17 protein-coding genes are annotated in these 22,392 nt (G+C 66.8%); 6 read left to right on the top strand and 11 right to left on the bottom strand.

The window, feature by feature from the left end:
- Positions 1-51: 51 nt before the first annotated feature.
- The 8 genes from ACXRVZ_RS03895 to kduD all read right to left on the bottom strand — a co-directional run bounded on the left by ACXRVZ_RS03895 (position 52) and on the right by kduD (position 8,518).
- Positions 52-1,284, bottom strand: a complete 1,233-nt coding sequence (locus ACXRVZ_RS03895) for a pectate lyase family protein (protein ID WP_457419721.1) — start codon at positions 1,282-1,284, stop codon at positions 52-54.
- On the bottom strand, positions 1,281-2,366 hold the full coding sequence (locus ACXRVZ_RS03890; RefSeq protein ID WP_457419719.1) for a pectinesterase family protein: 1,086 nt from the start codon (positions 2,364-2,366) through the stop codon (positions 1,281-1,283). Before ACXRVZ_RS03890 ends, ACXRVZ_RS03895 begins: the two co-directional genes overlap by 4 nt.
- On the bottom strand, positions 2,363-3,532 hold the full coding sequence (locus ACXRVZ_RS03885) for an oligogalacturonate lyase family protein (protein ID WP_457419717.1): 1,170 nt from the start codon (positions 3,530-3,532) through the stop codon (positions 2,363-2,365). Before ACXRVZ_RS03885 ends, ACXRVZ_RS03890 begins: the two co-directional genes overlap by 4 nt.
- Entirely contained in the window at positions 3,532-4,821 is a 1,290-nt protein-coding gene (locus ACXRVZ_RS03880; protein WP_457419715.1) for an ABC transporter substrate-binding protein, read from the bottom strand. Before ACXRVZ_RS03880 ends, ACXRVZ_RS03885 begins: the two co-directional genes overlap by 1 nt.
- Complete coding sequence (locus tag ACXRVZ_RS03875) at positions 4,818-5,924, bottom strand: ABC transporter ATP-binding protein (RefSeq protein ID WP_457419713.1); 1,107 nt, start codon at positions 5,922-5,924, stop codon at positions 4,818-4,820. The genes ACXRVZ_RS03880 and ACXRVZ_RS03875 overlap by 4 nt, the downstream gene beginning before the upstream one ends.
- Positions 5,925-5,927: 3 nt before the next feature.
- The gene (locus tag ACXRVZ_RS03870) at positions 5,928-6,800 is read right to left on the bottom strand and encodes a carbohydrate ABC transporter permease (RefSeq protein ID WP_457419711.1); all 873 of its coding nucleotides are present in this window, start codon (positions 6,798-6,800) and stop codon (positions 5,928-5,930) included.
- Positions 6,797-7,657 carry a carbohydrate ABC transporter permease gene (locus tag ACXRVZ_RS03865; protein WP_457419709.1) on the bottom strand — a complete coding sequence of 287 codons (861 nt, stop codon included), beginning with the start codon at positions 7,655-7,657 and terminating at the stop codon, positions 6,797-6,799. The genes ACXRVZ_RS03870 and ACXRVZ_RS03865 overlap by 4 nt, the downstream gene beginning before the upstream one ends.
- Before the next feature lie 99 nt (positions 7,658-7,756).
- Entirely contained in the window at positions 7,757-8,518 is a 762-nt protein-coding gene (gene kduD, locus ACXRVZ_RS03860; RefSeq protein ID WP_457419707.1) for a 2-dehydro-3-deoxy-D-gluconate 5-dehydrogenase KduD, read from the bottom strand.
- Between the two features lie 523 nt (positions 8,519-9,041).
- Here kduD and ACXRVZ_RS03855 point away from each other — a divergent pair.
- The 6 genes from ACXRVZ_RS03855 (at position 9,042) to ACXRVZ_RS03830 (ending at position 20,715) form a co-directional block, all read left to right on the top strand.
- Positions 9,042-12,017, top strand: a complete 2,976-nt coding sequence (locus ACXRVZ_RS03855; RefSeq protein WP_457419705.1) for a TonB-dependent receptor — start codon at positions 9,042-9,044, stop codon at positions 12,015-12,017.
- Positions 12,018-12,162: 145 nt separating this feature from the next.
- Entirely contained in the window at positions 12,163-12,735 is a 573-nt protein-coding gene (locus tag ACXRVZ_RS03850; protein WP_457419703.1) for a PEP-CTERM sorting domain-containing protein, read from the top strand.
- Complete coding sequence (locus tag ACXRVZ_RS03845) at positions 12,732-15,539, top strand: pectinesterase family protein (RefSeq protein WP_457419701.1); 2,808 nt, start codon at positions 12,732-12,734, stop codon at positions 15,537-15,539. Before ACXRVZ_RS03850 ends, ACXRVZ_RS03845 begins: the two co-directional genes overlap by 4 nt.
- Positions 15,540-15,630: 91 nt before the next feature.
- Positions 15,631-18,537, top strand: coding sequence for a TonB-dependent receptor domain-containing protein (locus tag ACXRVZ_RS03840; protein WP_458232191.1), 2,907 nt, complete (start codon positions 15,631-15,633; stop codon positions 18,535-18,537).
- A gap of 74 nt (positions 18,538-18,611) precedes the next feature.
- The gene (locus ACXRVZ_RS03835; RefSeq protein WP_457419697.1) at positions 18,612-19,943 is read left to right on the top strand and encodes a pectate lyase family protein; all 1,332 of its coding nucleotides are present in this window, start codon (positions 18,612-18,614) and stop codon (positions 19,941-19,943) included.
- A 7-nt stretch (positions 19,944-19,950) separates the two neighbouring features.
- Positions 19,951-20,715 carry a rhamnogalacturonan acetylesterase gene (locus ACXRVZ_RS03830; protein ID WP_457419695.1) on the top strand — a complete coding sequence of 255 codons (765 nt, stop codon included), beginning with the start codon at positions 19,951-19,953 and terminating at the stop codon, positions 20,713-20,715.
- Here the strand turns inward: ACXRVZ_RS03830 and ACXRVZ_RS03825 are convergent.
- From ACXRVZ_RS03825 to ACXRVZ_RS03815, 3 genes are read right to left on the bottom strand one after another with little or no spacing between them, the layout of a single operon-like run.
- On the bottom strand, positions 20,712-21,212 hold the full coding sequence (locus ACXRVZ_RS03825; RefSeq protein ID WP_457419693.1) for a rod shape-determining protein: 501 nt from the start codon (positions 21,210-21,212) through the stop codon (positions 20,712-20,714). The genes ACXRVZ_RS03830 and ACXRVZ_RS03825 overlap by 4 nt on opposite strands.
- Positions 21,212-21,676 (bottom strand): hypothetical protein, encoded by a 465-nt coding sequence (locus tag ACXRVZ_RS03820; protein ID WP_457419691.1) that lies wholly within the window; start codon positions 21,674-21,676, stop codon positions 21,212-21,214. The genes ACXRVZ_RS03825 and ACXRVZ_RS03820 overlap by 1 nt, the downstream gene beginning before the upstream one ends.
- A 44-nt stretch (positions 21,677-21,720) precedes the next feature.
- Complete coding sequence (locus ACXRVZ_RS03815) at positions 21,721-22,374, bottom strand: penicillin-insensitive murein endopeptidase (protein ID WP_457419689.1); 654 nt, start codon at positions 22,372-22,374, stop codon at positions 21,721-21,723.
- Positions 22,375-22,392: the final 18 nt, after the last annotated feature.

Raw genomic sequence — 22,392 nt, 5'->3', positions numbered from 1 at the left:
TTTTGATTCTTTCGGGCGCTTGTTTCGGGATTTCCAGAGGCGGATTCTGACTCAGGCCAGCCGTGGCCCTGCGGCAGTGCGGATTTGCTCAACAAGTCGATTGGGGTCGGCCGGTCGCAATGCGGTGGTGTCGTAGGCGTCCTCCGGCCGCCAGCCGACATCGGCCGACAGCCCTTGCTGCAGATCCACCGGGCGGCCGTTCAGGCGGCTGCCGCGGTCGACGAAGGTGCTGCCCTTGAGGACGCGTATCAGTTGCTGGGGCTGGATGCCGGCCGGCAGCTCCCAGCTGTTGGACTCGCTGACGATGCGCGACTGCATTCCTATGCCCAGCGAATAGCCGAAGTCCTCGGCGCGGTCGGCGCTGAACAGGTTGGCCACCACATGCACGCGGCCGAAGCGCACCCGTGGCGTGCGCTCCTTGCAGCCGTTGAAGTGGTTGTGGTGCAGCGTCACGCGCAGCTTGCCGTCGTCGCTGGTGCGGGTGTCGCTGCTGCCGATCAGCATGGTCTTGTCATGGGCCTGGAGGCGGCACCAGGACACGGTGACGAGGTCGCTGCCGTTGGTGATGTCGAGCAGGCCGTCGTGGTGCTGCACGCGCTGGCCCAGGCGGATGGGTTCGAGCTTGTCGGGGTGGCGGCCGTCGTCGAACAGGCAGTGGTCCACCCACACGCGGTCGGCGCCGCGCAGGGACAGCGCGTCGTATTCCGAGTTCCACTCGCCGTGCCCGTTGTCGCGCGGCTCCCAGGCGGGGAAGTGGTCGTATGCGTCGGAGAAGCGCAAGTCGCGGATGACGATGTTGCTGACCTTCTCCAGCAGCACCATGCCGTGCTCGAAGCCTGCGCCGGGTGCGGCGCCCAGCAGCGTCGTGTTGGAGGGCAGGCGCACGATGGACACCTCGGCCTGGCGCTTCTCCGAGCGCTTGCGGGCGTCTTCCAGCGGGCCCTTGGGGTCGTCGCGGCCCCAGGTGGCGGGATCGAACGCGCGGTCGAAGGCGTCGAAGCTGAACTCGGGGTCGCGGAAGGCCTCGACGCCGCCCGGGCAGAGGTCGATCAGCTTGTGGATGCGGATGATTTTGGGCTTGTCGCCCAGGCGCAGCGCTGCGTTCAGGCCGGCGCGGTCGTGCACGTCGAAGATGTGCTCGGGAATGGCCTTGGCGCCGCCGGTCGTGGCGCCGACAGCGGCCCAGCCCAGGGGGCTTTCCGTGGCGGGCGGCGTGGTGGTGGCGCAGCCGGTCAATGCCGGCAGGGTGGCGAGGGCGAGGAGGTCGCGGCGGGTGATGCTCATGGCTGGCGGTTGTTGAATTCGGTCAGGCGGGTGGCATCAGGCGGGCGGCGCGAGGTGCTGGCCGACCAGTTGCCCACATGCGCGCCGATCTCGCTGTCGCGCACGACGGCCATGCCGTCGGGGCTGGTGCCGGCGACCCAGGTGCCGGCCTTCACGCCGGCGTCCCAGGCGCGGCCCAGCGCCGTGCTGCCGGGAGCGATGCCGGGCTCGCCGACGATGCGGCTGTGCGTGACCAGGAAGCCTTGGGTCGAGGTGGGCAGGGTGCTGGGTGCGAGGATGATGCCGCCGTTGCCGGGCTTGCGGCGGTTGGCGCGGGTCAGGATGGTGCTGTGGTCGATGACCAGCGTGGCGCTGCCGAAGATGAAGTCCACGTCGCCGGCGATGAGGCTGTGGCGGATCAGCTGGCGGGCCGGTTGGTTCGGATTCGGACGCTTGACGTAGAGCGTGTCCTGGTGGCTCAGCAAACGCACGGTGTCGAGCTGGATGCGGTCGCCGGTCAGCGTCAGCGCCACGGCCTGCGCGCCGCCGCCTTCGCCCACGCCGGCCGGGTAGGCCTCGCCGCGGCGCACGCCGTCCATTGCATCGTTGGCGACGGTCAATGAGATGAGCTGCACGTCGTTGCTCTGCACCAGCATGCTGGTGCTGCCGCTGGTGCCGATGGTCGCCTTGCCCAGTTCGGGAAAGCAGGGGTGGGCGGGCTCGTTCTCGCCCTTGGGCTTGCCGGAGAAGCGGTTGTCCACCAGCACGACGGCGGCGGCGTCCAGGGCCGAGCCGATCAGCGACAGCGGTGCCTTGTCCTTGATGCACAGGGGGCCGCGGTAGGTGCCGGGCTGGATGTGGATGACCCAGCGTTTGGCTCCGTCAGCGGGCACCTTGTCGATGGCGGCCTGGACGGACTCGCCAGGTTTGACGACGAAGTCTGGCGGCGCGGCGCTGAGGTCGGCCAGCGGTGCCGGCTGCCAGTCGCCGAGGTAGGCGGCGATGGTGTGGGCCGCCGCCTGCACGGCGTTCAGTTGCGGGCGGGTCTGCGCCTGGCTCACGCACGTGGCCAGTCCGAGGGCCAGCGCGAGCAGGAGCTTCACAGGTCGGCCAAGTAGAGCGCGGGCTCGACGCCGTTCGCGCGCTCCTTGTCGCAGCTGAACAGCACCTGCTTGTTGTCCGGCGTGAAGCTGGGATGGGGGTGCGTGACCTGGCGGTCGTCCTTGTAGACGTCCCAGCCGCTGTCGTGCCTTGCGATGGTGCGGGTCGTGCCGGCCTTCAGGTCGAACAGGTGCAGGTAGGGGTCGCCCACCAGCATCGCGTTGCTGGCCGTGCTGTCATGGCTGACCTTGCCCACGCCATCGCCGACGATCAGCGTGCCGTCGTGGTTGCTCATCAGGTGCGAGCACTGCGGCATGGCCGTCAGCAGCTTGTTCTCCAGCGTGACCGGGTCCAGGCTGTAGATCCAGCGCTCGGGCGACTTCTCGTTGTAGCTGACGTAGATCATGGCGCTGCCATCCGGCACCCAGAACTCGTGCGTGCAGCTTTCGCCGTCCAGGTGTTCCTTGCCGCAGCGGCGGTTCGTGCCGTTCTCGTCGATGAACCACATGCGTGCGTCGATGAGGTCGTGCGGGCCTTCGTGGCAGTAGGCGACAGTGTTGTCGTCGAAGGGGCGGTACTGCGGGTGGCCCAGCCAGCCGCGCTGCTCCAGGATGACGGTGCGTTTGCCCGTCGCCAGGTCGACGCTGAACAGGCGGCACAGCGGCCGCTTGTGGAACATCTCGTTGAACTTCTGCCAGGTGTTCAGCGGGAACCAGTCGTCGGCCGCGATCTCGATGCCGACGATCTTGGTGCAGGCGCTGTTGCTCACCCAGGTGCCATAGCCCACCCAGGCGTCGGGCACGACGTAGAGGACTTCCTCCTGCAGTGTGGCCAGGTCCAGGCGGATGAACTTGCGCTTGTCACGCACGAAGTAGAGGTGCTTGTCGTCGGGGCTCAAGAAGCCGCCGAAGGTGTTCTCGCCCATGCCGTCGGTGAGCTGCACGCAGCGCTGGGTGTCGAGGTCCAGCAGGTGGTAGTTCCAGTTCGGGCTGGGGTTGGGGCCGAACTCGCCGCCGAAGATCAGCTTGCGGCCATCGTTCGTGAAGCACTTCTGATAGAAGTAGTTGCGATGGCAGGTGACATCGGGCGGCGTCAGGCGCGTGACGCGGGCGCCGGTGTCGGGGTCCTCACGGGTGAGGAATTCAAATTTGCGTTCAGTACTTTTCATCAGTGGATCCTCTGCAACAGGGCGTTGCCTTCATCGACGAGGCGGTGGGCCGCCTCGGCGTCGGTGGACTTGTTGTAGGCGACGGTCTCGAAGACCTCGCGCATGAATTTATGGAAGCGGGCGTGCTCGAACAAGGGCGCTGGGCGGATGAGCCGGCCGGCGTCGCGCTGGGCCTGGATCTGGGCGTGCGCAGCGAGTTCGAGCGGAGGCAGGCCGCCGGCCCTCTGCAGCACGGCGAGCGCACTCCTGGCGCTCGGCAGGCCGCGGGTGCGGCCAAGAATACGCGCGGCCTCGGCGTCGGTCAGCAGGAAGTTCATCAGCTTGGCGGCCAGCTCGGCCTGCTTGCTGTTGCGGCCAACGGCGTACATGACCGTGGGCCGGCCGAACAGGCCGCTGTCCTTGGCGCCGGCAAGCATTGGGAAGGGTCCCAGCGCCAGCTTCTCGCCCGGCGCCAGTGTGGAGCTGCGCAGGCCGATGATGGAGTCCCAGGTGTAGGTGCCCGCCCAGTGGCCGGCCACCCAGTCGGGCTGCTGCTCGGTGGGTTTCTCGGCACCGCCCAGGCTGGCGCGCAGCGGCAGCGGCGTGGCCACATGCTGAGCGATGAGGCGCTTGTAGAACTGCACCCATTCCAGCGTGGCGGCGGGGCTCATCGCCACTCGCGGCCTGGCGGGATCGACGAAGGGCATGCCGTGCTTCTGCTGGATGTAGCTCTGCGACAGCAGGATCATGTCGTAGAGCTCGCCGTCCATCGGGTAGGCGCCATCGCCCAGGCGGGCGCGGAAGGTGGGGCCGGTGGCGAAGAACTCGTCCCAGGTCTCGGGCAGCTTGATGCCGGCGCGGCCGAAGGCGGTCTGGTTCCACAGCAAGACGCGGGCGGTGAACGACGTGGGCAGCGCGTTGAGCTTGCCTTGCACACGGCCGTAAGCGAGGTCGTCCTCGGTGAACTGGTCGAGCGCCAGGTGCTGGGTCAGGCCGTTCAGATCGGTGAAGCCGTTGCCGCGCTTGCTAAACATGGCCATCCACGCCCAGTTGATCTGCATGAGGTCGGGCTCGGAGCGGCCGGCGATCTGCGTGGTCAGGCGCTCCAGATAGCCGGCGAAGCCCATGTACTCGGCCTTCACGCGCACGCCGTAGCGCTGCTCGAAGACCTTCAGCGCGGCCAGCGTGGCCTGGTGGCGGCCGGCACCACCCCACCAGGCGAAGCGCAGCACGGGCTGGCTCTGCGCATGGACGAAGGGCGCGGCCAGCGCGCTGGCGCTGGCGATGACGGCGCGGCGGCTCAGGCTCATGCCAGCAGGCTCGGGCCGTCGTCGCCCACGGCGAACAGATGGGCATGGCTCATCTGGAAGTGGAAGGTCAGCGAGGTACCGCGTCGCAACGTGGTCAGGGCGATGCCTTCTTCGGCCGGGACGCGCGCGCTGAAGGCCACGCCGCCGACATCGAAGTAGGTGAAGACTTCGGCGCCCATGTTCTCGCAGAACTTCAGCGTGCCCTGCACGGCGATGCTGCCCGGCTTGGCCGAGAGGCCGATGTGCTCGGGGCGCAGGCCGAACTGCACGCCGCCATTGGCCGTGGCCCTGAAGCGGCGGGCGGGCAAGGGCAGGCTCACATTGCCCAGCGTGACGGTGCCGTCGTTCAGCGTCGCGTTGGCGATGTTCATCTCCGGCGAGCCGATGAAGCTGGCGACGAAGGCATTGGCCGGGCGGTCGTACAGCGCGGTGGGCGTGTCGACCTGCTGGATGACGCCAGCCTTGAGCACGCAGATGCGTTCGCCCATGGTCATGGCTTCGGTCTGGTCGTGCGTGACGTAGATGGTGGTGGCCGGCTGGCCGGCGTCGCGCAGGGACCGGTGCAGCTCGGTCAGGCGCACGCGCATCGCCGCGCGCAGCTTGGCGTCGAGGTTGGACAGCGGCTCGTCGAACAGGAAGACCTCGGGCTTCTTGACGATGGCGCGGCCCACGGCCACGCGCTGGGCCTGGCCGCCGGACAGCTGCTTGGGGTAGCGCGTCAGCAGATGCTCCATCTCCAGCAGCTTGGCGGCATGCAGCACGCGTTGCTGCAGCTCCGCCTTCGGGGTCTTGGCCAACTTCAGCCCGAAGGCCAGGTTGTCGTAGACCGTCATGTGCGGGTAGAGGGCGTAGTTCTGGAACACCATCGCGATGCCGCGTGCCTTGGGCGGCAAGTCGTTGACGGTGCGGCCGCCGATCTCCAGCTCGCCGCCGCTGATGGACTCCAGGCCGGCGACCATGCGCAGCAGCGTGGACTTGGCACAGCCCGAGGGGCCGACAAAGACCATGAACTCACCGTCGCGCACGTCGAGGTCGACGCCGTGCACGGCCTTGAAACCATTGGGGTAGGTCTTTTCGATCTTGCGCAGGGATACCGCAGCCATATCTCAGCCTTTGACGCCACTGGACGTGGCGCCTTCGATGAAATGCTTCTGGGCGACGAAGAAGACCGTGATGGACGGGATCAGCGCGACGACCGAGATCGCGATGACATTGGCCCATTCGACCTCCTCGGTGGCGCCAATGCTCATCTTGAGCGCCAGGCTGACCGGGTATTTCTCGACCGAGGCGAGGTAGATCAGCGGGCCCATGAAGTCGTTCATCGTCCAGATGAACTGGAAGACGATGACGCTGATGATGGCGGGCTTGAGCAGCGGCACGATGATGTGCCAGAGCAGTTGCAGCGCGTTGCAGCCGTCGATCAGCGCGGCCTCTTCCATGTCGCGCGGGATGCCGCGCAGGAACTGCACGAGCATGAAGACGAAGAAGGTGTCGGTGGCGAAGGCCGACGGGACGATCAGCGGCAGATAGCTGTCCAGCCAACCCAGCTCGCGGAAGACGAGGTACTGCGGCAGGCGCAGCACGATCAGCGGCAGCATCATCGTGCCGACCATGATGCTGAACAGGATCTTCTTGCCCCAGAACTCGAAGCGCGCAAAGGCATAGGCCACCAGCACGCAGGAGATCACCGTGACGATGATGCGCGGGATGGTGATGAGGAAGCTGTTCAGGAAGTAGGTCGCGAACGTGTATTCGGTGCTGGTCTTCCAGCCCTTGGCGTAGGCATCGAACGAGAATTTGGACGGCCAGAAGCCGGCCGACGTGAAGATCTCGCTGTTGCTCTTGAAGGACGCGCCCACCAACCACAGCAGCGGGTAGAGCATGACGATGGCCGTGGCCGCCAGCAGCAGATAGCGCAGCCAGGGCGTGCGGCCGTCGCTGCCGACCGCCGGCTCATGGATCGCGACGGCCGCGCTCATTTCGTGGCTTCCTTCTCGCCGGCGTAGAAGACCCAGAACTTGCTGCTCCAGAACGAGATCGCAGCGAGGCCGGCCACCAGCGCGAACAGCACCCAGCTCAGTGCGGCGCCATAGCCCAGGTTGAAGAAGCGGAAGCTCTGGTCGTAGATGTACAGCGCCAGCACATAGGTGGAATGCAGCGGGCCGCCCTCGGTGATGAGGTAGGGGCCGTTGAACTCCTGGAAGGCATGCACCATCTGCATGATCAGGTTGAAGAAGATGACCGGCGTGATGAGGGGCACGGTGATCTTCCAGAACTGCTGGCCGGGGCTGGCGCCGTCGATCTCGGCGGCTTCGTAGAGCGACTTGGAGACGTTCTGCAGCGCGGCCAGGAAGATGACGCAGGCCGAGCCGAACTGCCAGGTGAAGAGCAGCACGATGGTCCACATCGAGTAGTGCTCATCGGCCAGCCAGGGGATGGGCTCGAAACCGAGCTTGCCCAGGATGATGTTGACCAGGCCGTACTTGGCGAACACGAAGCGCCACAGCACCGCCACGGCGATGGAGCCACCCAGGATGGACGGGATGTAGAAGGCCGCGCGGAAGGCGTTGATGCCCTTGAGCTTGAAGTTCAGCACCTGGGCCACGACCAGCGCGGAGCCCACGCGCAGCGGCACGGCCAGCAGCGCGAAGGTGAGCGTGACGCCCAGCGACTTCCTGAACAGAGGATCGCCCGTGAGCATCTCCTCGTAGTTGCGCATGCCGATCCACTCGGGTGGGTCGATCAGGTCGTACTGCGTGAAGCTGAGCGCAAAGCTCATCACGAAGGGGAAGAGCTTGAACAACAGCACGCCCAGCACGAATGGCAGGACGAACATGAAGCCAAGTCTCTTGTTCTCGTACATCGCCCGGTGTCTCCTCCGAGGCTTGGTTCTCGGGCCCGCATCGCCGCGCGGGCCTCATACTGCAGCTGCTTTTTAGCGCGCCAGCCAGCCGCCGTCGACAGCGATGGTGTAGCCGTTGACGTAGTCGGACGCCGTCGACGCCAGGAACACGACCGGGCCGGCCAGGTCTTCGGGCTTGCCCCAGCGGCCGGCCGGGATGCGCTCGAGGATGGCGCTGTTGCGTTGCTCGTCGGCGCGCAGAGCGGCGGTGTTGTTGGTGGCCATGTAGCCCGGGGCGATGGCGTTCACATTGATACCGTGCGCGGCCCACTCGTTGGCCATCAGGCGCGTGATGCCCATGACGCCGCTCTTGCTGGCCGTGTACGAGGGCACGCGCACGCCGCCCTGGAAGCTCAGCATCGACGCGATGTTGATGATCTTGCCGCCCTTGCCCTGGGCAATGAAGGCCTTGGCCACGGCCTGCGACAGGAAGAACACCGACTTCAGGTTCAGGTCCATGACGTCGTCCCAGTCCGCCTCGGAGAACTTGATGGCGTCCTCGCGGCGAATGATGCCGGCGTTGTTGACCAGGATGTGCACCTCGCCATTCAGCGCCTTGGCCTGGGCGACCAGGTCGGGGATGCAGCTGATGTCGCCCAGGTTGGCGCGCAGGTCCAGGAAGCGGCGGCCCAGGGCCTCGACGCCGGCCTTGGTCTCGTCAGGCTCGGAGACGTTGACGCCGACGACGTCGGCACCGGCTTGCGCCAGCGCCAGCGCCATGCCCTGGCCGAGGCCCGTGTTGCAGCCGGTCACGATGGCCGTCTTGCCGGCCAGATTGAAGTTCTGAAGAACCATGTCTTTGTCCAAGGTGCGTACGCACCAGTTGCGTCGAAGGAACACGACCTGACCGAATCACCCCCGCCGTGAACTTGTAGCGGAATGTGAAGGAGTCTTTCGGAGCGTTGCCGTGTTTGGATCGTTAGAGTTGAAACGCGGTTCCAAATTTCGGTTGAACGAAGCTTAGGTCACACGTCAGGTGTTGCGGAATCATGGTTTCTATTTAGTGAACCACTGTTCCGATTTTGCCATCTTCCGCCTATCATCGTCCACAAGCCACCCCCAAGAACACAGACGTGAGCCGCTTTTTCCTCATGATGAACATCGCGCAAAACGACGGCGCGACCTTGTCTGGCAAGTTTTTCCCTCGCTGCGGCGCCTGCTTGTAGGCGTCGAGGCACCGTCGGCGCTCGCACTGCAGCGAAGCCGGCTTAAGAAATTGAAGGGCGCCCTGCGTACGCCCCCGGTAACCCGCCCTACCCAAGACCCCCAGAGCTGCCAGCGCAGATGCGCCCAGGCGGCCTTGCACCAGGAGACTTTCATGCCCGCATTCCGTCCGTCCCACCGCCTGGCCCTGCGTCCGGTGGCCCTGGCCGTCACCCTCATTGCTGCGCCTGCCTGGGCCCAAGAGGCTGCAGCGCCCGCCGCTCAACTCGAGACCGTCACGGTCACCGGCATTCGCGCCTCTCTGGAAAGCGCGCTCAACGCCAAGCGCCAGGACAAGGGCATCGTCGATGTCATCAAGGCCGAGGACATGGGCAAGTTCCCGGACACCAACCTCGCCGAGTCCCTGCAGCGCATCCCGGGCGTCGTCATTGACCGCGATGCCGGCGAAGGCCGCAACATCACCGTGCGCGGCCTGGGCGGCGACTTCGCCCGCACCCGCATCAACGGCATCGAGGCCCTGGCCACCACCGGCGGCACCGACAGCTCCGGCGGCGCCAACCGCACCCGCGCCTTCGACTTCAACGTCTTCGCGGCCGACCTCTTCAACTCGCTGACCGTGCGCAAGAGCAGCTCGGCCGATGTGGATGAAGGCTCGCTGGGCGCCACCATCGACCTGCAGACCGCGCGCCCCTTCGACTTGAAGAAGTTCGCGGCCGCCGTGTCGGTCAAGGGCACCTACAACCAGCTCGCCGGCACGACCACGCCCAAGGCGGCGTTCCTGATCTCCAACACCTTCGCCGACAAGAAGATCGGTGTGCTGCTCTCAGGTGCCTACTCGGAGCGCAAGGTCTATGAAGAGGGCTTCAGCACCGTGCGTTGGGACAACGGTCCCTCGTCGAACACGACCACTGCCGGCGTGTCGACCACGGGCTGGTGCCCGCCGCAGGGCTACGTCCTGCCTGCTGGTACGGCCCTGCCGACCGGCTCCACTGCCACCACCTGCGGCCCGGCCGCCCAAGGCGTGGCCCGCCTGCCCAACACGCCGGAGAACCTGGCGGCCTTCAACACGGCGTCGCTGGCCACCAACTTCCACCCGCGCCTGCCGCGCTATGGCCGCCTCACGCATGACCAGCAACGCCTGGGCCTGACCGGCTCCATCCAGGTCCGTCCGTCCGACACGACGCTGATGACCTTCGACATGCTGTACAGCAAGCTGAAGGCCACCCGCCAGGAAGACTTCCTGGAAGCCATCTCCTTCAGCCGCGCGCTGTCAGCCGGCGGCAAGCAGCAGACCAGCGTGCTGGCGGCCGAATACAACACCGCCGGCCAGATGACCTACGGCAAGTTCAACGGCGTCGACGTCCGCGCCGAGTCGCGCTTCGACAAGCTCAGCACCGAGTTCAGCCAGCCCACGCTGACCATCGAGCAGGAAGTCGGCGAGTCCGTCAAGGTCACGCTGCGCGCCGGCCGTGCCAAGTCGCGCTTCAACAACCCCATCCAGACGACCACCACGCTGGACGCGCCCAATGTTGACGGCTATGTGTACGACGCCCGCGCAAGCAGTGGCGCCAGCGACCGCGCACCGCTGATCAGCTACGGCACCCTCAACCCCAGCGACGCCAGCGGCGGTTTCAAGATCTACGGCGTGCCGGTCGGCTCGACCGCCATCACCAACTTCACGCCCAGCGAAATCCGCATCCGCCCGAACGGCGTGACGAATCGCCAGGACGTGGCCACCGCCGATGTCGCCTGGGAAGCCATCCCTGACGTGCTGACCATCAAGGGCGGCGTCAGCTACAAGCAATTCACGTTCACGAGCTACGACTTCCGTCGCACCGTCGAGACGATGAACACGCTGCCGGCCAGCGTCATCCCCAACAGCCTGGTCACGACGCTGAGCGGCTTCGGCAAGGGCCAGGACCTGCCCGCCGGCTCGGTGACGTCCTGGGTCATCCCCAATCTGGACGCCATCTCCAGCGCCTACGACATCTATTGCAACTGCCTGAAGACCGGCCCTGCCGGCGGCCCGGGCGACTTCCGCCTGACCTCCATCACCAACGGCGCCGGCCGTGGCGGCAACCGCGCCATCACCGAAACCGACAGCGGCACCTGGCTGATGGCCGACTTCGAGACCAAGCTGGGCGGCCTGCCGGTGCGCGGCAACCTCGGCACGCGCTATGTGAAGACGGCCATCGTCGCCAGCGGCTACCTGGCCACCGGGGGCGGCAGCCTCGTCACTGCATCGCGTCAGTACAGCGACTGGCTGCCTTCCATCAACCTGGCGACCAATCTCAGCAAGGACTTCATCGTTCGCGCTGCGGCGGCCAAGGTCATGTCGCGCCCGCCGCTGCAGAACCTGAACCCCGGCGGCACGCTGAGCTCCACCGGCACGCTGAGCTACACCGGCGGCAACCCGGCGCTTGACCCCTTCCGCGCCACCACGCTGGACGCCAGCGCCGAGTGGTACCACTCCAAGAACGCCTTCATCGGCCTGGGCGTTTTCCAGAAGAACATCAAGAGCTATGTGCTGACGCAGGTTCGCAACATCCCGTACAACCAGACGGGGTTGCCGATGTCGTCGTTGCCGACCAACTTCACCGGCGACGAAATCTTTGCGGTCAGCGCGCCGGTCAACACGCCGGGCGGCAAGCTGCAGGGCTTCGAAGTCAATGTGCAGCAGCCCTTCACCTTCCTGCCGGGCTGGGGCAAGAACTTCGGCATGCTGGCCAACTTCACGCAGGTCAAGTCCAAGATGGACTACGTGCTGTCGGCGGCCATCGGTGCACCCACCGTGCGTGAAGACCTGGTCAACCTGTCGCCGCGCTCCTGGAACCTGTCGGTCTACTACGACGACGGCACCTTCAGCGGCCGCGTGTCCAGCTCGGCTCGCTCGGCCTTCCTGACCACCATCCCGGCCGGCAACAACCAGGACGTGGCGGGCAAGAACAAGACCTTCAACGTCGACCTGTCGATGAGCTACAAGATCAACAAGCAGATTGAAGTCACGTTCGAAGCCGCCAACCTGACCAACCAGGCGAACGACCAGTTCATCTCGCGCGCCATGAACAACGTGGTGGTGAACAACTACACCGGCCGCGAGTTCATCGTCGGCGGCCGCTACAAGTTCTAAGGCGGGTCAGCGCCCAGAAGAAAGCAAAGGGCGCAGACCTACGTCTGTGCCCTTTTTCGCTTGCGGAACCCTGCAGGTCTCCGCCCCCAAGAAGTGCCGGCTGCCGCCCATCGCGGCAGGCCAGGCCTCAGCCAACGGAGACAGCATGAAGACATCTCGGACCCTGGCGGTCATCGCCGCCGCATGCCTGGGCAGTGCCGCTGCCTGGGGCGCCGGCGGCCTGCCGGCCGGCACCATCATCACCGGACAGGTCAGCGGCGCCAGCACGACGCTGCTGGGCTTGGACCATCTCTTCGAGGATGAGGCCGGAAGCAACGTCACGGCGTTGGCGGCAACCGACCTGGAGTTCCTCACCGGCGACGCCAATGTCGGCATCGACTTCTTCACCGATGGCCGCGTGCAGGTCTGGAACAACAGCGGTGCGCCGCTCGCCGGCGCCTACACGTTCACCTTCAGCTTTGCCGGCCTGAGCCAGCCCATTGCCAGCTTTGTGCCGCTGGACCTGAGCAGCGTCAACGGGAGCGGCGTCAGCCTGGAGGTCGTCAACCCGCACACCGTCAGCCTCACTCTGACGAACCTGACGTTCACCGGCAACGACTACGCCAGCTTCACGACCCAGCTGAACGTCACCGCCGTGCCCGAGCCGGCCAGCCTTGTGCTGATGGGCGCCGGCCTCGGCCTGCTGGCCCTGCGCCGCACGAAGAGAGTCGCCGCATGAAGGCCGCCCAAGGCCTGAGCGCCATCGCTGCGTTGCTGGCGCTGAGCCTGCCAGCCTTTGCCGTTGACGTCGCGCAGCAGACGGCCCCGGCCGACGGCTGGGGCGCCGGCACTGTCGGCGGCAGCGCCGCCACTCCCGAGCACATCTACACCGTGCACAACCGCGCCGAGCTGCTGAACGCGCTGGCCAACGGCGGCAATGCGGCCAAGATCATCAAGGTGGCCGGCACCATCGACATGACCGAGGGCACGCCCTTCGCTACGACCGCCGACCAGAAAGTGCGCGCCCGTGTGCGCCTGCCCAGCAACACCACGCTGATCGGCGAGGGCCCCGGCGCCGGCTTCGTCAACGCCTGGCTGGACATCACCAGCGTCAGCCAGGTCATCGTGCGCAACCTGCACCTCGTCGCGCCCTGCGATGTCGGCCCCGTCTGGGACCCGACCGACGGCGCGCTTGGCAACTGGAACTCCGCCTACGACGCCATCGGCATCGTCACGGCGACGCAGGTCTGGATCGACCGCAACACCATCACCGACGCACCCTTCACCGACGACACGCTGCCCGTCGAGAACGGCAAGACCAAGCAGTGCCACGACGGCGCCATCGACATCACCAAGGGCGCGGACCTCATCACGGTCTCCTACAACGTCGTCACCGCGCATGACAAGAGCATGCTGATCGGCGGCTCCGACAGCCTGACCAGCGATGCCGGCAAGCTGCGCATCACCATTGCCAACAACGTCTTCAACGGCGTGACCCAGCGCGTGCCGCGCGTGCGCTTCGGCCAGGTCCACGTCTTCAACAACTACTTCGTCGGCAGCAAGACGGCCAGCCCCTACGCGCACTCGTACAGCATCGGCGTGGGCAAGGCGGGCAACATCGTGTCGCAGGCCAATGTCTTCGCCATTGACGGCGCGGCGGGCTGTGACAGCGTCGTCGTCTACGCCAGCTCCGACCACACCGGCGTCTTCCAGGACAGCGGCTCCACCGTCAACGGCGCGCCGCTGGGCGCCTGCACCGTGGCGGCGGGCACGGCCTTCACGCCGGGCTATGTCTTCAAGCCGCGGCCGGTGGCCCTCGTCAAGGCCAACGCGCTGGCCCAGGCCGGCGCCGGCAAGCTGACGACGCAGATCAGTGGCAGCGGCAATGTCTACGACGTGGCAGGCACCAAGGTGCCGGCCGCCAACGAGAGCGGCGTACACACCGACACGCGCCTGTCGCTGTCCTTCGACGCGCCACCCGCCATAGGCACGGCCGGCAAGATCAGCGTCTGGCGCGCCAGCGACGACGTGCTCGTCGACAGCATCGACGTCAGCAACGCGCCGTCCGCCAGCGACACGCAGACGGTGCTCGCACGCAGCAACCTCGAGATCGACGCGCTGGGCCTGGGGGCCATGCCCGACGGCGCCACCTTCGCGCGCTACGTCTGGTACAGGCCGGTCTCGGTCAAGGGCAGCACGGCCTCGGTCAAGCTGCACAGCAACAAGCTGGACTTCGGCACCACCTACTACGTGACCGTGGACGCCGCCGTGCTGGCCGGCACCATCAAGGGCGCGAACTTCGCCGGCATAGCCAAGGCCGACAACTGGAAGTTCACGACCCGCGCGGCGCCGGGCAGCTTCACGCAGGTCAGCGTGGACGACAACGGCTCGGCCGCCCACTTCCGCACGCTGCAGGGCGCGCTGAACTGGGTCATGAAGAACTGCTCGACCAACAGCCCGGCCGCCAACGGCTGCAACACCGTGGCCACGGCCAAGGTCATCACGCTGGGCAACGGCAGCTATCCCGAGCTGAACATCCTGCGCAAGGTGTCCAACCTCAGCATCGTCGGCGAGAGCCGCGACGGCGTGGTGGTGGGCGACGTGAACTTCGAGTCGCTCAACTCGGGCAGCGGCGCCAGCTCGGCCACGGCCGGCACTGCGCTCAGCACCTCGGGCAAGACGGTGGGCCACCGCGTGCTCGGCGGCGGCCGCGCGGCCTTCCTCATCGAGACGGCCGACCTGCTGAAGCTGCAGAACTTCACGCTGAAGAACCCGCACGAGCGCAGCACCAGCTGGGACAACCAGGCCGAGACGATCTACTTCAACACCAGCACCACCGCCGCAGCGGCGCGGCTGGTTGCGAAGCAGATGGCCTTCTTCAGCCAGCAGGACACGCTGCAGCTCAAGGGCTACAACTGGTTCTACCAGTCGCTGATCGCCGGCAATGTCGACTTCATCTGGGGCAGCGTCATGGCCAGCCTGTTCGAGGACTGCGAGATCCGCTCCGTCGTCGACACGGGCGGCAGCTCGCCCGGCTACGTGCTGCAGTCGCGCGCCACGGCTGGCGACAAGGGCTTCGTCTTCCTGAACAGCACGCTGACCGCCGAGCCCGGCGTGCAGGCCTACCTGGCTCGCAGCGGCGGCACCACGGCCACGACCTACACCGACAACATCGCTTTCGTGAACACCAAGATGGGCGCGCACGTCCTGCCTGTGGGCTGGTGCGTCGGCAACGGCACGAGCAAGACCGGCGTGGGTACGGGCAGCTGCGGCAGCAACCCGCCGCCCTGGTCCGGCACGGCCGACGGCGCGGCGACCGATGCGGCCGGCTGGCGCGAGTTCGGCAGCATGGACCTGAATGGTTCGCCGCTGGACGTCAGCGCGCGCCTGGGCCTGGCGTCGGTCAAGGTCAACAACGTGGCGACCAACCTGCAGCTCGCCAAGCCGCTGGCCTCGGCCGCCGGCCTGACGACGCGGGCCGACGTCTTCCAGAAATCGACCATCGCCACCGGCGCGCCCGGCGGCTGGGTGCCCGCACCCTGATTCCCCATTGAAGCGAGTGCGAGGCCGGGCACAGACCCGGCCGGCGCGACCCCACAGAACCAGCCAACAAGTTACCAAGGAGACAAGAACGATGACCCTGCAACGCCAACCCTCGCGCGCCCGACTCAGCCTCTGCGCTGCCGCCGTGCTCACCCTCGTCAACAGCGCCCAGGCGCAGAGCGAGACGCCCACGCCGACGGCGGTCATCGAGCGCATCCAGGTGACAGGCTCGTCCATCAAGCGCCTGGCCGGCGAGACGGCGCTGCCGGTCTCGACGATCAAGTCGGAGGAGCTGGACGCGCGCGGCCACACCGAGCTGAAGGACCTGGTGCTGGAGATGCCGCAGTCGCTGTCGCTGGGCACCAACTCCGGCGCGGCCGGCCCGGTGCTGAACCTGCGCGGCCTGGGCCCCATGCGCACGCTGACGCTGCTGAATGGCCRCCGCATGGCCAACGAGCCGCTGCAGGACCAGTACATCTCGGTCAACGTGATCCCGCGCATGGCGATGCAGCGCGCCGAGACGCTGCGTGACGGTGCCTCGTCCATCTACGGCTCCGACGCCATCGGTGGCGTGCAGAACTTCCTGACCTACAACACCTACAAGGGCGCCAAGATCAAGTTCGAGCAGAACTCGCCCGAGCGCGGCAGCCACGGCGCGACCCATGCGCTGGGCTTGATCGGCGGCATCGGCGACCTGGCCGCCGACGGCTGGAACGTCTACGGCGCGTTCGACTACCAGACCAAGTCAGCCTTGTTCCAGGGCGACCGCCCCGAGCTCTATGACGGCTCGGCGCTGAACCAGTTGGCCCTGCTGCTGGTGCCCAGCAACAAGAACCAGAGCCCTGCCGCCAACTTCGGCTTCACCCCCACCGCCAACGCCAACTTCAGCCCCGCCTATGCCTCCGGCTGCGTGGCGCCGTCCTCGCTGCCGACACTGGGTGCCAACAGCGTCGCGGCGACGCCGACCTACGCGCCCGGCTGCTACCGTGACCCGAACTTCTTCACCGCTGTCACCGACGGCAGCGTGATCAGGAACCTGTACGGCAAGGCGACGATGAACCTGGGCAAGGGCCACCGCGTGAGCGCGGAGCTGGTGCATGCCGACTTCACGGTCCAGAAGTACCGCGGCATGCAACTGCCCAGCTCCAACGAGCCGTTCACCTACTACACGATCCCGTCCACCAGCAAGTTCTACCCCGGCAAGGGCATCACGCCCTTGCCCCTGGTGACTGGCAGCAATACCGGCAGCAACACGCCGACGCAACAGTTCGTTGACGCCACCAAGACCCCCGGCACGGTCACGCCGCTGAACATGAACAACCGGCTGGCCTACTTCCAGTGGGGCCCGGGCGAACTGGGCAATGCCTACCGCAACGACCAGCAGCTCAGCGATCGCCTGGTGCTGAGCGCCGAAGGCACGGTCTTCAACTGGGACTACCGCGTCGGCCTGAACTACGGCCACTCCACGCGCAACACCGCCACCGGCGGCGGCTACATCCTCTACAGCAAGGCACAGGAGGGCTTCACCAACGGCATCCTGAACCCCTTCGGCAAGCAGGACGCCGCCGGCCTCGAATACCTGAAGAGCATCGAGCTGCCCGACTACGTCTACCGCAAGAACGAGGCCTTCAACAAGGCCGTCGACGCGACGCTGACCCGCGAGCTGATGGACCTGGGCGGCGGCCCGCTGACCGTGGCCATCTCCGGCGAACTGCGCCGCGACCAAGCCCGGGTGAGCGCAGCGCCGCTGGACTACGTCGCCAAGCTGCCCAACGGCAGCTACAACATCAGCAGCGCTGGTGTCGTCAACAAGGACGACATCGTCGGCGAGAACCCGACTGGCGTCGCCGCCGGCCTGCATCGCGACATCAAGTCCGCCGTCATCGAGCTGGACGCGCCGCTGACCAAGGTCTGGAGCATCAACGGCGCCGTGCGCTCCGACACCTACAGCGACCTCAAGACCACGACGGTCAACCCCAAGCTGTCGGTGCGCTTCCAGCCCACGGCAGAGGTGATGCTGCGCGCGTCGGCCAACACGGGCTTCCGTGCGCCGTCCATCATGGACATCCAGAACCCGACGCCGGAAGTGCGCCAGGTCGCGATGGACGACCCGGTGCTGTGCCCGAGCCCCACGCCGACCATCTCCGGCACCGGCACACCTGTTGCGGCCTGGGCCTCCAAGGCCAATCTGGTCTGCGCCTTCACCGGCGACTACTGGACGAAGTCGCCCGACAACAGCTTCCTGAAGCCCGAGAAGTCCAAGGGCTGGGCCGTGGGTGGCGCCTTCGAGCCGGTGCGCGGCCTGCTGGTGACGGTGGACTACTGGAGCGTCAAGCTCAAGGACGTGCTGGGTGCGCTGACGCTGGCCGAAGTGCAGCAGCAGCCGGTCAAGTACGGCATCAACATCCTGCGCAAGGCCGATGGCACCATCGACCACATCCTGACCAGCCAGGCCAACCGCGGCGACATGGACATGCGCGGCCTCGACGTCGCCGCCACCTATCAGCTGCGCACCACCGACTTCGGCATCTTCAACTTCAAGCTGGACGGCACCTACTACGACAAGTACGCCTTCTCGGTGGAGAAGGGCGGCGACATGCTGGACAACATCGGTATCCTGACCGGTGACGGCAAGTTCACCGGCCCCAACGCCGGCCTGGCCACCATGCAGCAGATCGTCTACCGCTGGAAGCACACGGCGTCGGTGAACTGGCGTATGGGCAAGCTGTCGACCCAGCTGTCGCAGCGCTACAGCAGCGGCCTGACCGACCTGACCCCGCGCGCCGGCTCCACCTACACCGAGGTCAAGGCCTACAAGCAGTACAACCTGAGCGTGGCCTACACCCTCGGTGACATCAAGCTGATGGTGGGCATCAACAACCTCACCAACGTGAACCCGCCGCTGACGGCCAACACGACCTATGGCGGTGGGTACCTCACCAGCGGTGCTGACGTGCTCGGCCGCACCTACCGCTTCAGCGGCGAGTACACCTTCTAAGCCAACAACCCATGACGGCGCGCAACAGGTCAACCGGCCCTTGCGCGCCCTTTTCGTTTGACGCAGTACACACCATGACCCTCAAGACCCTTGCCCTGTCCACGCTGGCCCTGGCCAGCGCGCTGGCGGGCTTCAACGCCCGTGCCGCCGACCCGGCGCCGTCGGCTTCCGCCGGCATTGCCACCGGTGGCTGGACCCAGACCCAGGGCGGCCGCGGCGGCCGCATCATCAAGGTTACGACGCTGGCGGCCGCCGGCCCCGGCAGCCTCAAGGAAGCCATCGAGGCGACCGGCCCGCGCATCGTCGTCTTCGAGGTCGGTGGCGTCATCGACATGGGCGGCCAGCCGCTCAAGATCACCCAGCCCTTCCTGACGCTGGCCGGCCAGACGGCGCCCGACCCGGGCATCCACATCCTCAAGGCCGAGACGACCATCTCCACGCATGACGTCGTCATCCAGCACCTGAGCTTCCGCCCCGGCGAGTTTGGCCGGCCCAAGAAGGGCGGCGGCGACCAGGACGGCATCTCCGGCATCGGCGGCGCGCACGACGTCATCGTCGACCACTGCAGCTTCTCCTGGGCCACCGACGAGAACCTGTCGGCCAGCGGCCCGCGCTTCGAGGGCAAGACGCCCGAGGACTGGCGCCAGGCCACGTCTCACCGCATGACCTACAGCCACAACCTCATCTACGAGGGGCTGGGCAACTCGGTGCACGAGAAGGGCGAGCACAGCAAGGGCTCGCTGATCCACGACAACACCAGCGGCGTGCTGATCTACGGCAACGTCTATGCCTCCAACCGCCAGCGCAACGCGCTCTTCAAGGGCGGCGCGCAGGGGGCGATGGTCAACAACTACATCTTCAACCCCGGCGACCGCGCGGTGCACTACAACCTGCTCGCCAACGAGTGGACGGGCCAGCCCTGGCAGATCGGCAAGCTCACGCTGGTCGGCAACGCGCTGCGCCACGGCCCGAGCACGGTGGCGGGCACGCCCTTCTTCATGATGCTGGGTCAGGGCGACCTGGAGCTCTTCCTGGCCGACAACATCGCGCAGGACGCGCAGGGCAAGCCGGTCGGGTTGATGGGCAGCAACGCGCAGACGACGGGCAAGGTCATCGCCGTGTCGCAGCCGACGTTGCCGCCCAACCTGCCGGCGCTGCGCCCCGCCGCCGCGCTCGCGCAGGAGCTGCCGCCGCTGGTCGGCGCCCGGCCGTGGGCGCGCGACCCGCTGGACGCGAAGCTGCTGGCCGACCTGGCACAGGGCAAGGGCAAATTGATCGACTCCGAAGTGGAGAACGCGCTGGGCTACCCGCGCCATGCGCAGACCCGCCGTGCCTTCCAGCCCGAGACCTGGAACCTCGACGACATGAGCCCCAAGGCCGGCTGGCCATCCCTCGCCAAACCCTGACATCGCCATGAAGTACCTGCTGCCTTCCCTTCTCGCGACGCTGATCGCCGGCACCGTTGCAGCCCAAACTGCGCCCGCGCCAGCAGCCTCCGCCCCCAAGGCCGGCGAAACCACCGCCAACGTCGCCACCGGCCCGCGCCTCATCCTGGTGGGCGACTCGACGATGGCGCCGCGCAGCGGCTATGGCAACGCGCTGTGTGCGCGTGTCCAGCAGGTCGCCTGCATCAACCTCGCGCGCGGCGGCCGCTCCAGCAAGAGCTTCCGCGCCGAAGGCCTGTGGGACACCGTGCTGGCGCTGTTGAACGAAGGCGGTGCAGCGAAGCAGAAGACGCTGGTGCTGATCCAGTTCGGCCACAACGACCAGCCCGGCAAGCCCGGCCGCTCCACCGACTTCGCCACCGAGTTCAGCCCCAACATGGCCGGCTACGTGAAGGAAGTGAAAGCCGCTGGCGGTGAGGTCGTGCTCGTCACGCCGCTGACGCGCCGCACTTTCAAGGAGGGCGAACTTCCCAACGACCTGCGCCCCTGGGCCGAGTCCATCCTCAAGGTCGGCGCCGAGCAGGGCGTGCAGGTGTTGGACCTGAACGCCGTCAGCCACGCCGCCGTTGCCGCCATGGGCCAGGCGGCCGCCGACACGCTGGCCGAGGCGCCACCGCGCTTCGACCGCACCCACCTAGGCCCCAAGGGCGCAGCGCTGTTCTCGGAGCAGGTGCTGGAGGGCTTGCTGAAGATCAAGCCGGAGTTGGCGGGCGCGAAGACGCTGGCTCCCTAGGGCGACAGGAATTTCCCGCTGTCGGGGAAGTCGCCTGACAGCAACTGCTCATCCGTCAGCGCGGGCCCTTGCCAAATCTGGACGCCAGAGGCACCCAGGCCGAGGGCAAGTTCCTGAAGTGCACGGATTTCCACCTGCGTCAGCCCGCCGGCATGTTCGCCCAGCGGATGGATGACGATCGCGGGGCTCGGCGCCCAGCGCAAACGGCCTTGGACCACGCGTCTGGCGAATGCCTTCAGCAACTGCTCGGCCAGCGTGAAGTCGGACACCAACGAACGCGGATGGGCGAAGGGGTTGTGGACAAGCGTGCCCGCCAGCGCCGCCGCGCTGCGCGCATCGGCACCCACGGCCAGGATGGTGGCTTTCCCGCCTGGTGGTCGTTGAATGGTGATCTCTGGCACCTCATGCACGTTTCGGCCCGTCTTCGGGTCACGCACGAGCACGCGCTCAGGCGACAGCTGGATGTAGAGGCGCTGGGTGAAGAAGTCTTTGAGCATTAAAAGTCTCGCGGCACGTCGCCAGCAACGTTGCGTTTCTTCATTGTTCGCCGTCCAGCCAGCGCTGCGAGCACGGCAAACGCCAGGGCGCCGGCCGGTGTTTCAAGCTCGCTGAAGCGTCGTTCCGCCACGAAGAAGCTGGCAATGGTCAAGGCGAGGATGAGAAAAAGAACGGCGACGAAGAACCAGAGTCCTGGCGTCAGCAGGGAGCCGTACCGGTTCGGCCGGTTCAGCGCCATTCGCCAGCCGACGGTGACAAAGAACGCCGTGAGCACACCGATGACCGCGAGGAAGATCAGCGCAAACGTCTCGCCGGCGCTGCGCAGGGACGCCAGCTTGAAAACGCCGGAGACGAACAGCCCTGCAAGGGCGAGCCCCACGAGCAGCGCAACGACGCCCACGGTGCGCTGAATCCAGAGGCCGCCGGGTTCAGTCGCGAGGGGAGCATTGGGGTTGTTAGACATCGAGGCTCAAGCGTTCGCAAAGAAGAAGGCGTGGTGGCGAGTGATCAGGGCATGGCCTTGCAAGGCACGCCGAAATCGACGTGATAGTGCTCATCGTGCCGCACCCAGGGCTTGCCCTGCATGAAGTTCATGTGTTGCTTCAGATAGGGGCCGCGCGACGTCGCGAAGAGCAGCGGCAGATACGGCTTGTCGACGATAACCAGCGCCAGGCCGACGCCGCGCCCCGCCGCCACGCGGTGCAACTGGTAGAGGTGCTCGGCCATCGCCGCAAAGTCGATGCGGTACTCGCCCCAGCGGCCGCTGTCGTCGAACTCGATGTCGTAGCCGAAGCGCTCGCCCACCGGCGTCGGCAGGGGCACGGACTTGCCGCTCGCGTCGCGCACCGGTACGAAGAAGTCGACCGACAGGCCGTTCTGGTGCGAGCGATGCGGCCTGAACCTCCCACCCGACGGCCAGCCCGTCTCGCCGTAGACGTAGCGCACCTCGGGCGTCTGCTTCGCCAGTTCGGCATAGGCCGCGGTGACGATGCCCGCAACCTGGGCGTGCACATGCGTGCGGCCCAGTGACACGCCGAAGCGGCTGTAGGGCGAGAAGTTGGGCCCGCTGGCCGGCAGGGCGACGCTGGCTTCGATGCGGCCCTTGCTGGTGGTGCCAAAGCATTGGCTGTCGGCCGCTTGGGCCGCTGTGGCGATTGCCATCAATGAGAGGGCCGCGAT

Source organism: Roseateles sp. P5_E8, assembly GCF_054177665.1.
Note: the sequence above shows the minus strand (reverse complement) of the source record. Positions and strands in the feature narration are given on the sequence as shown.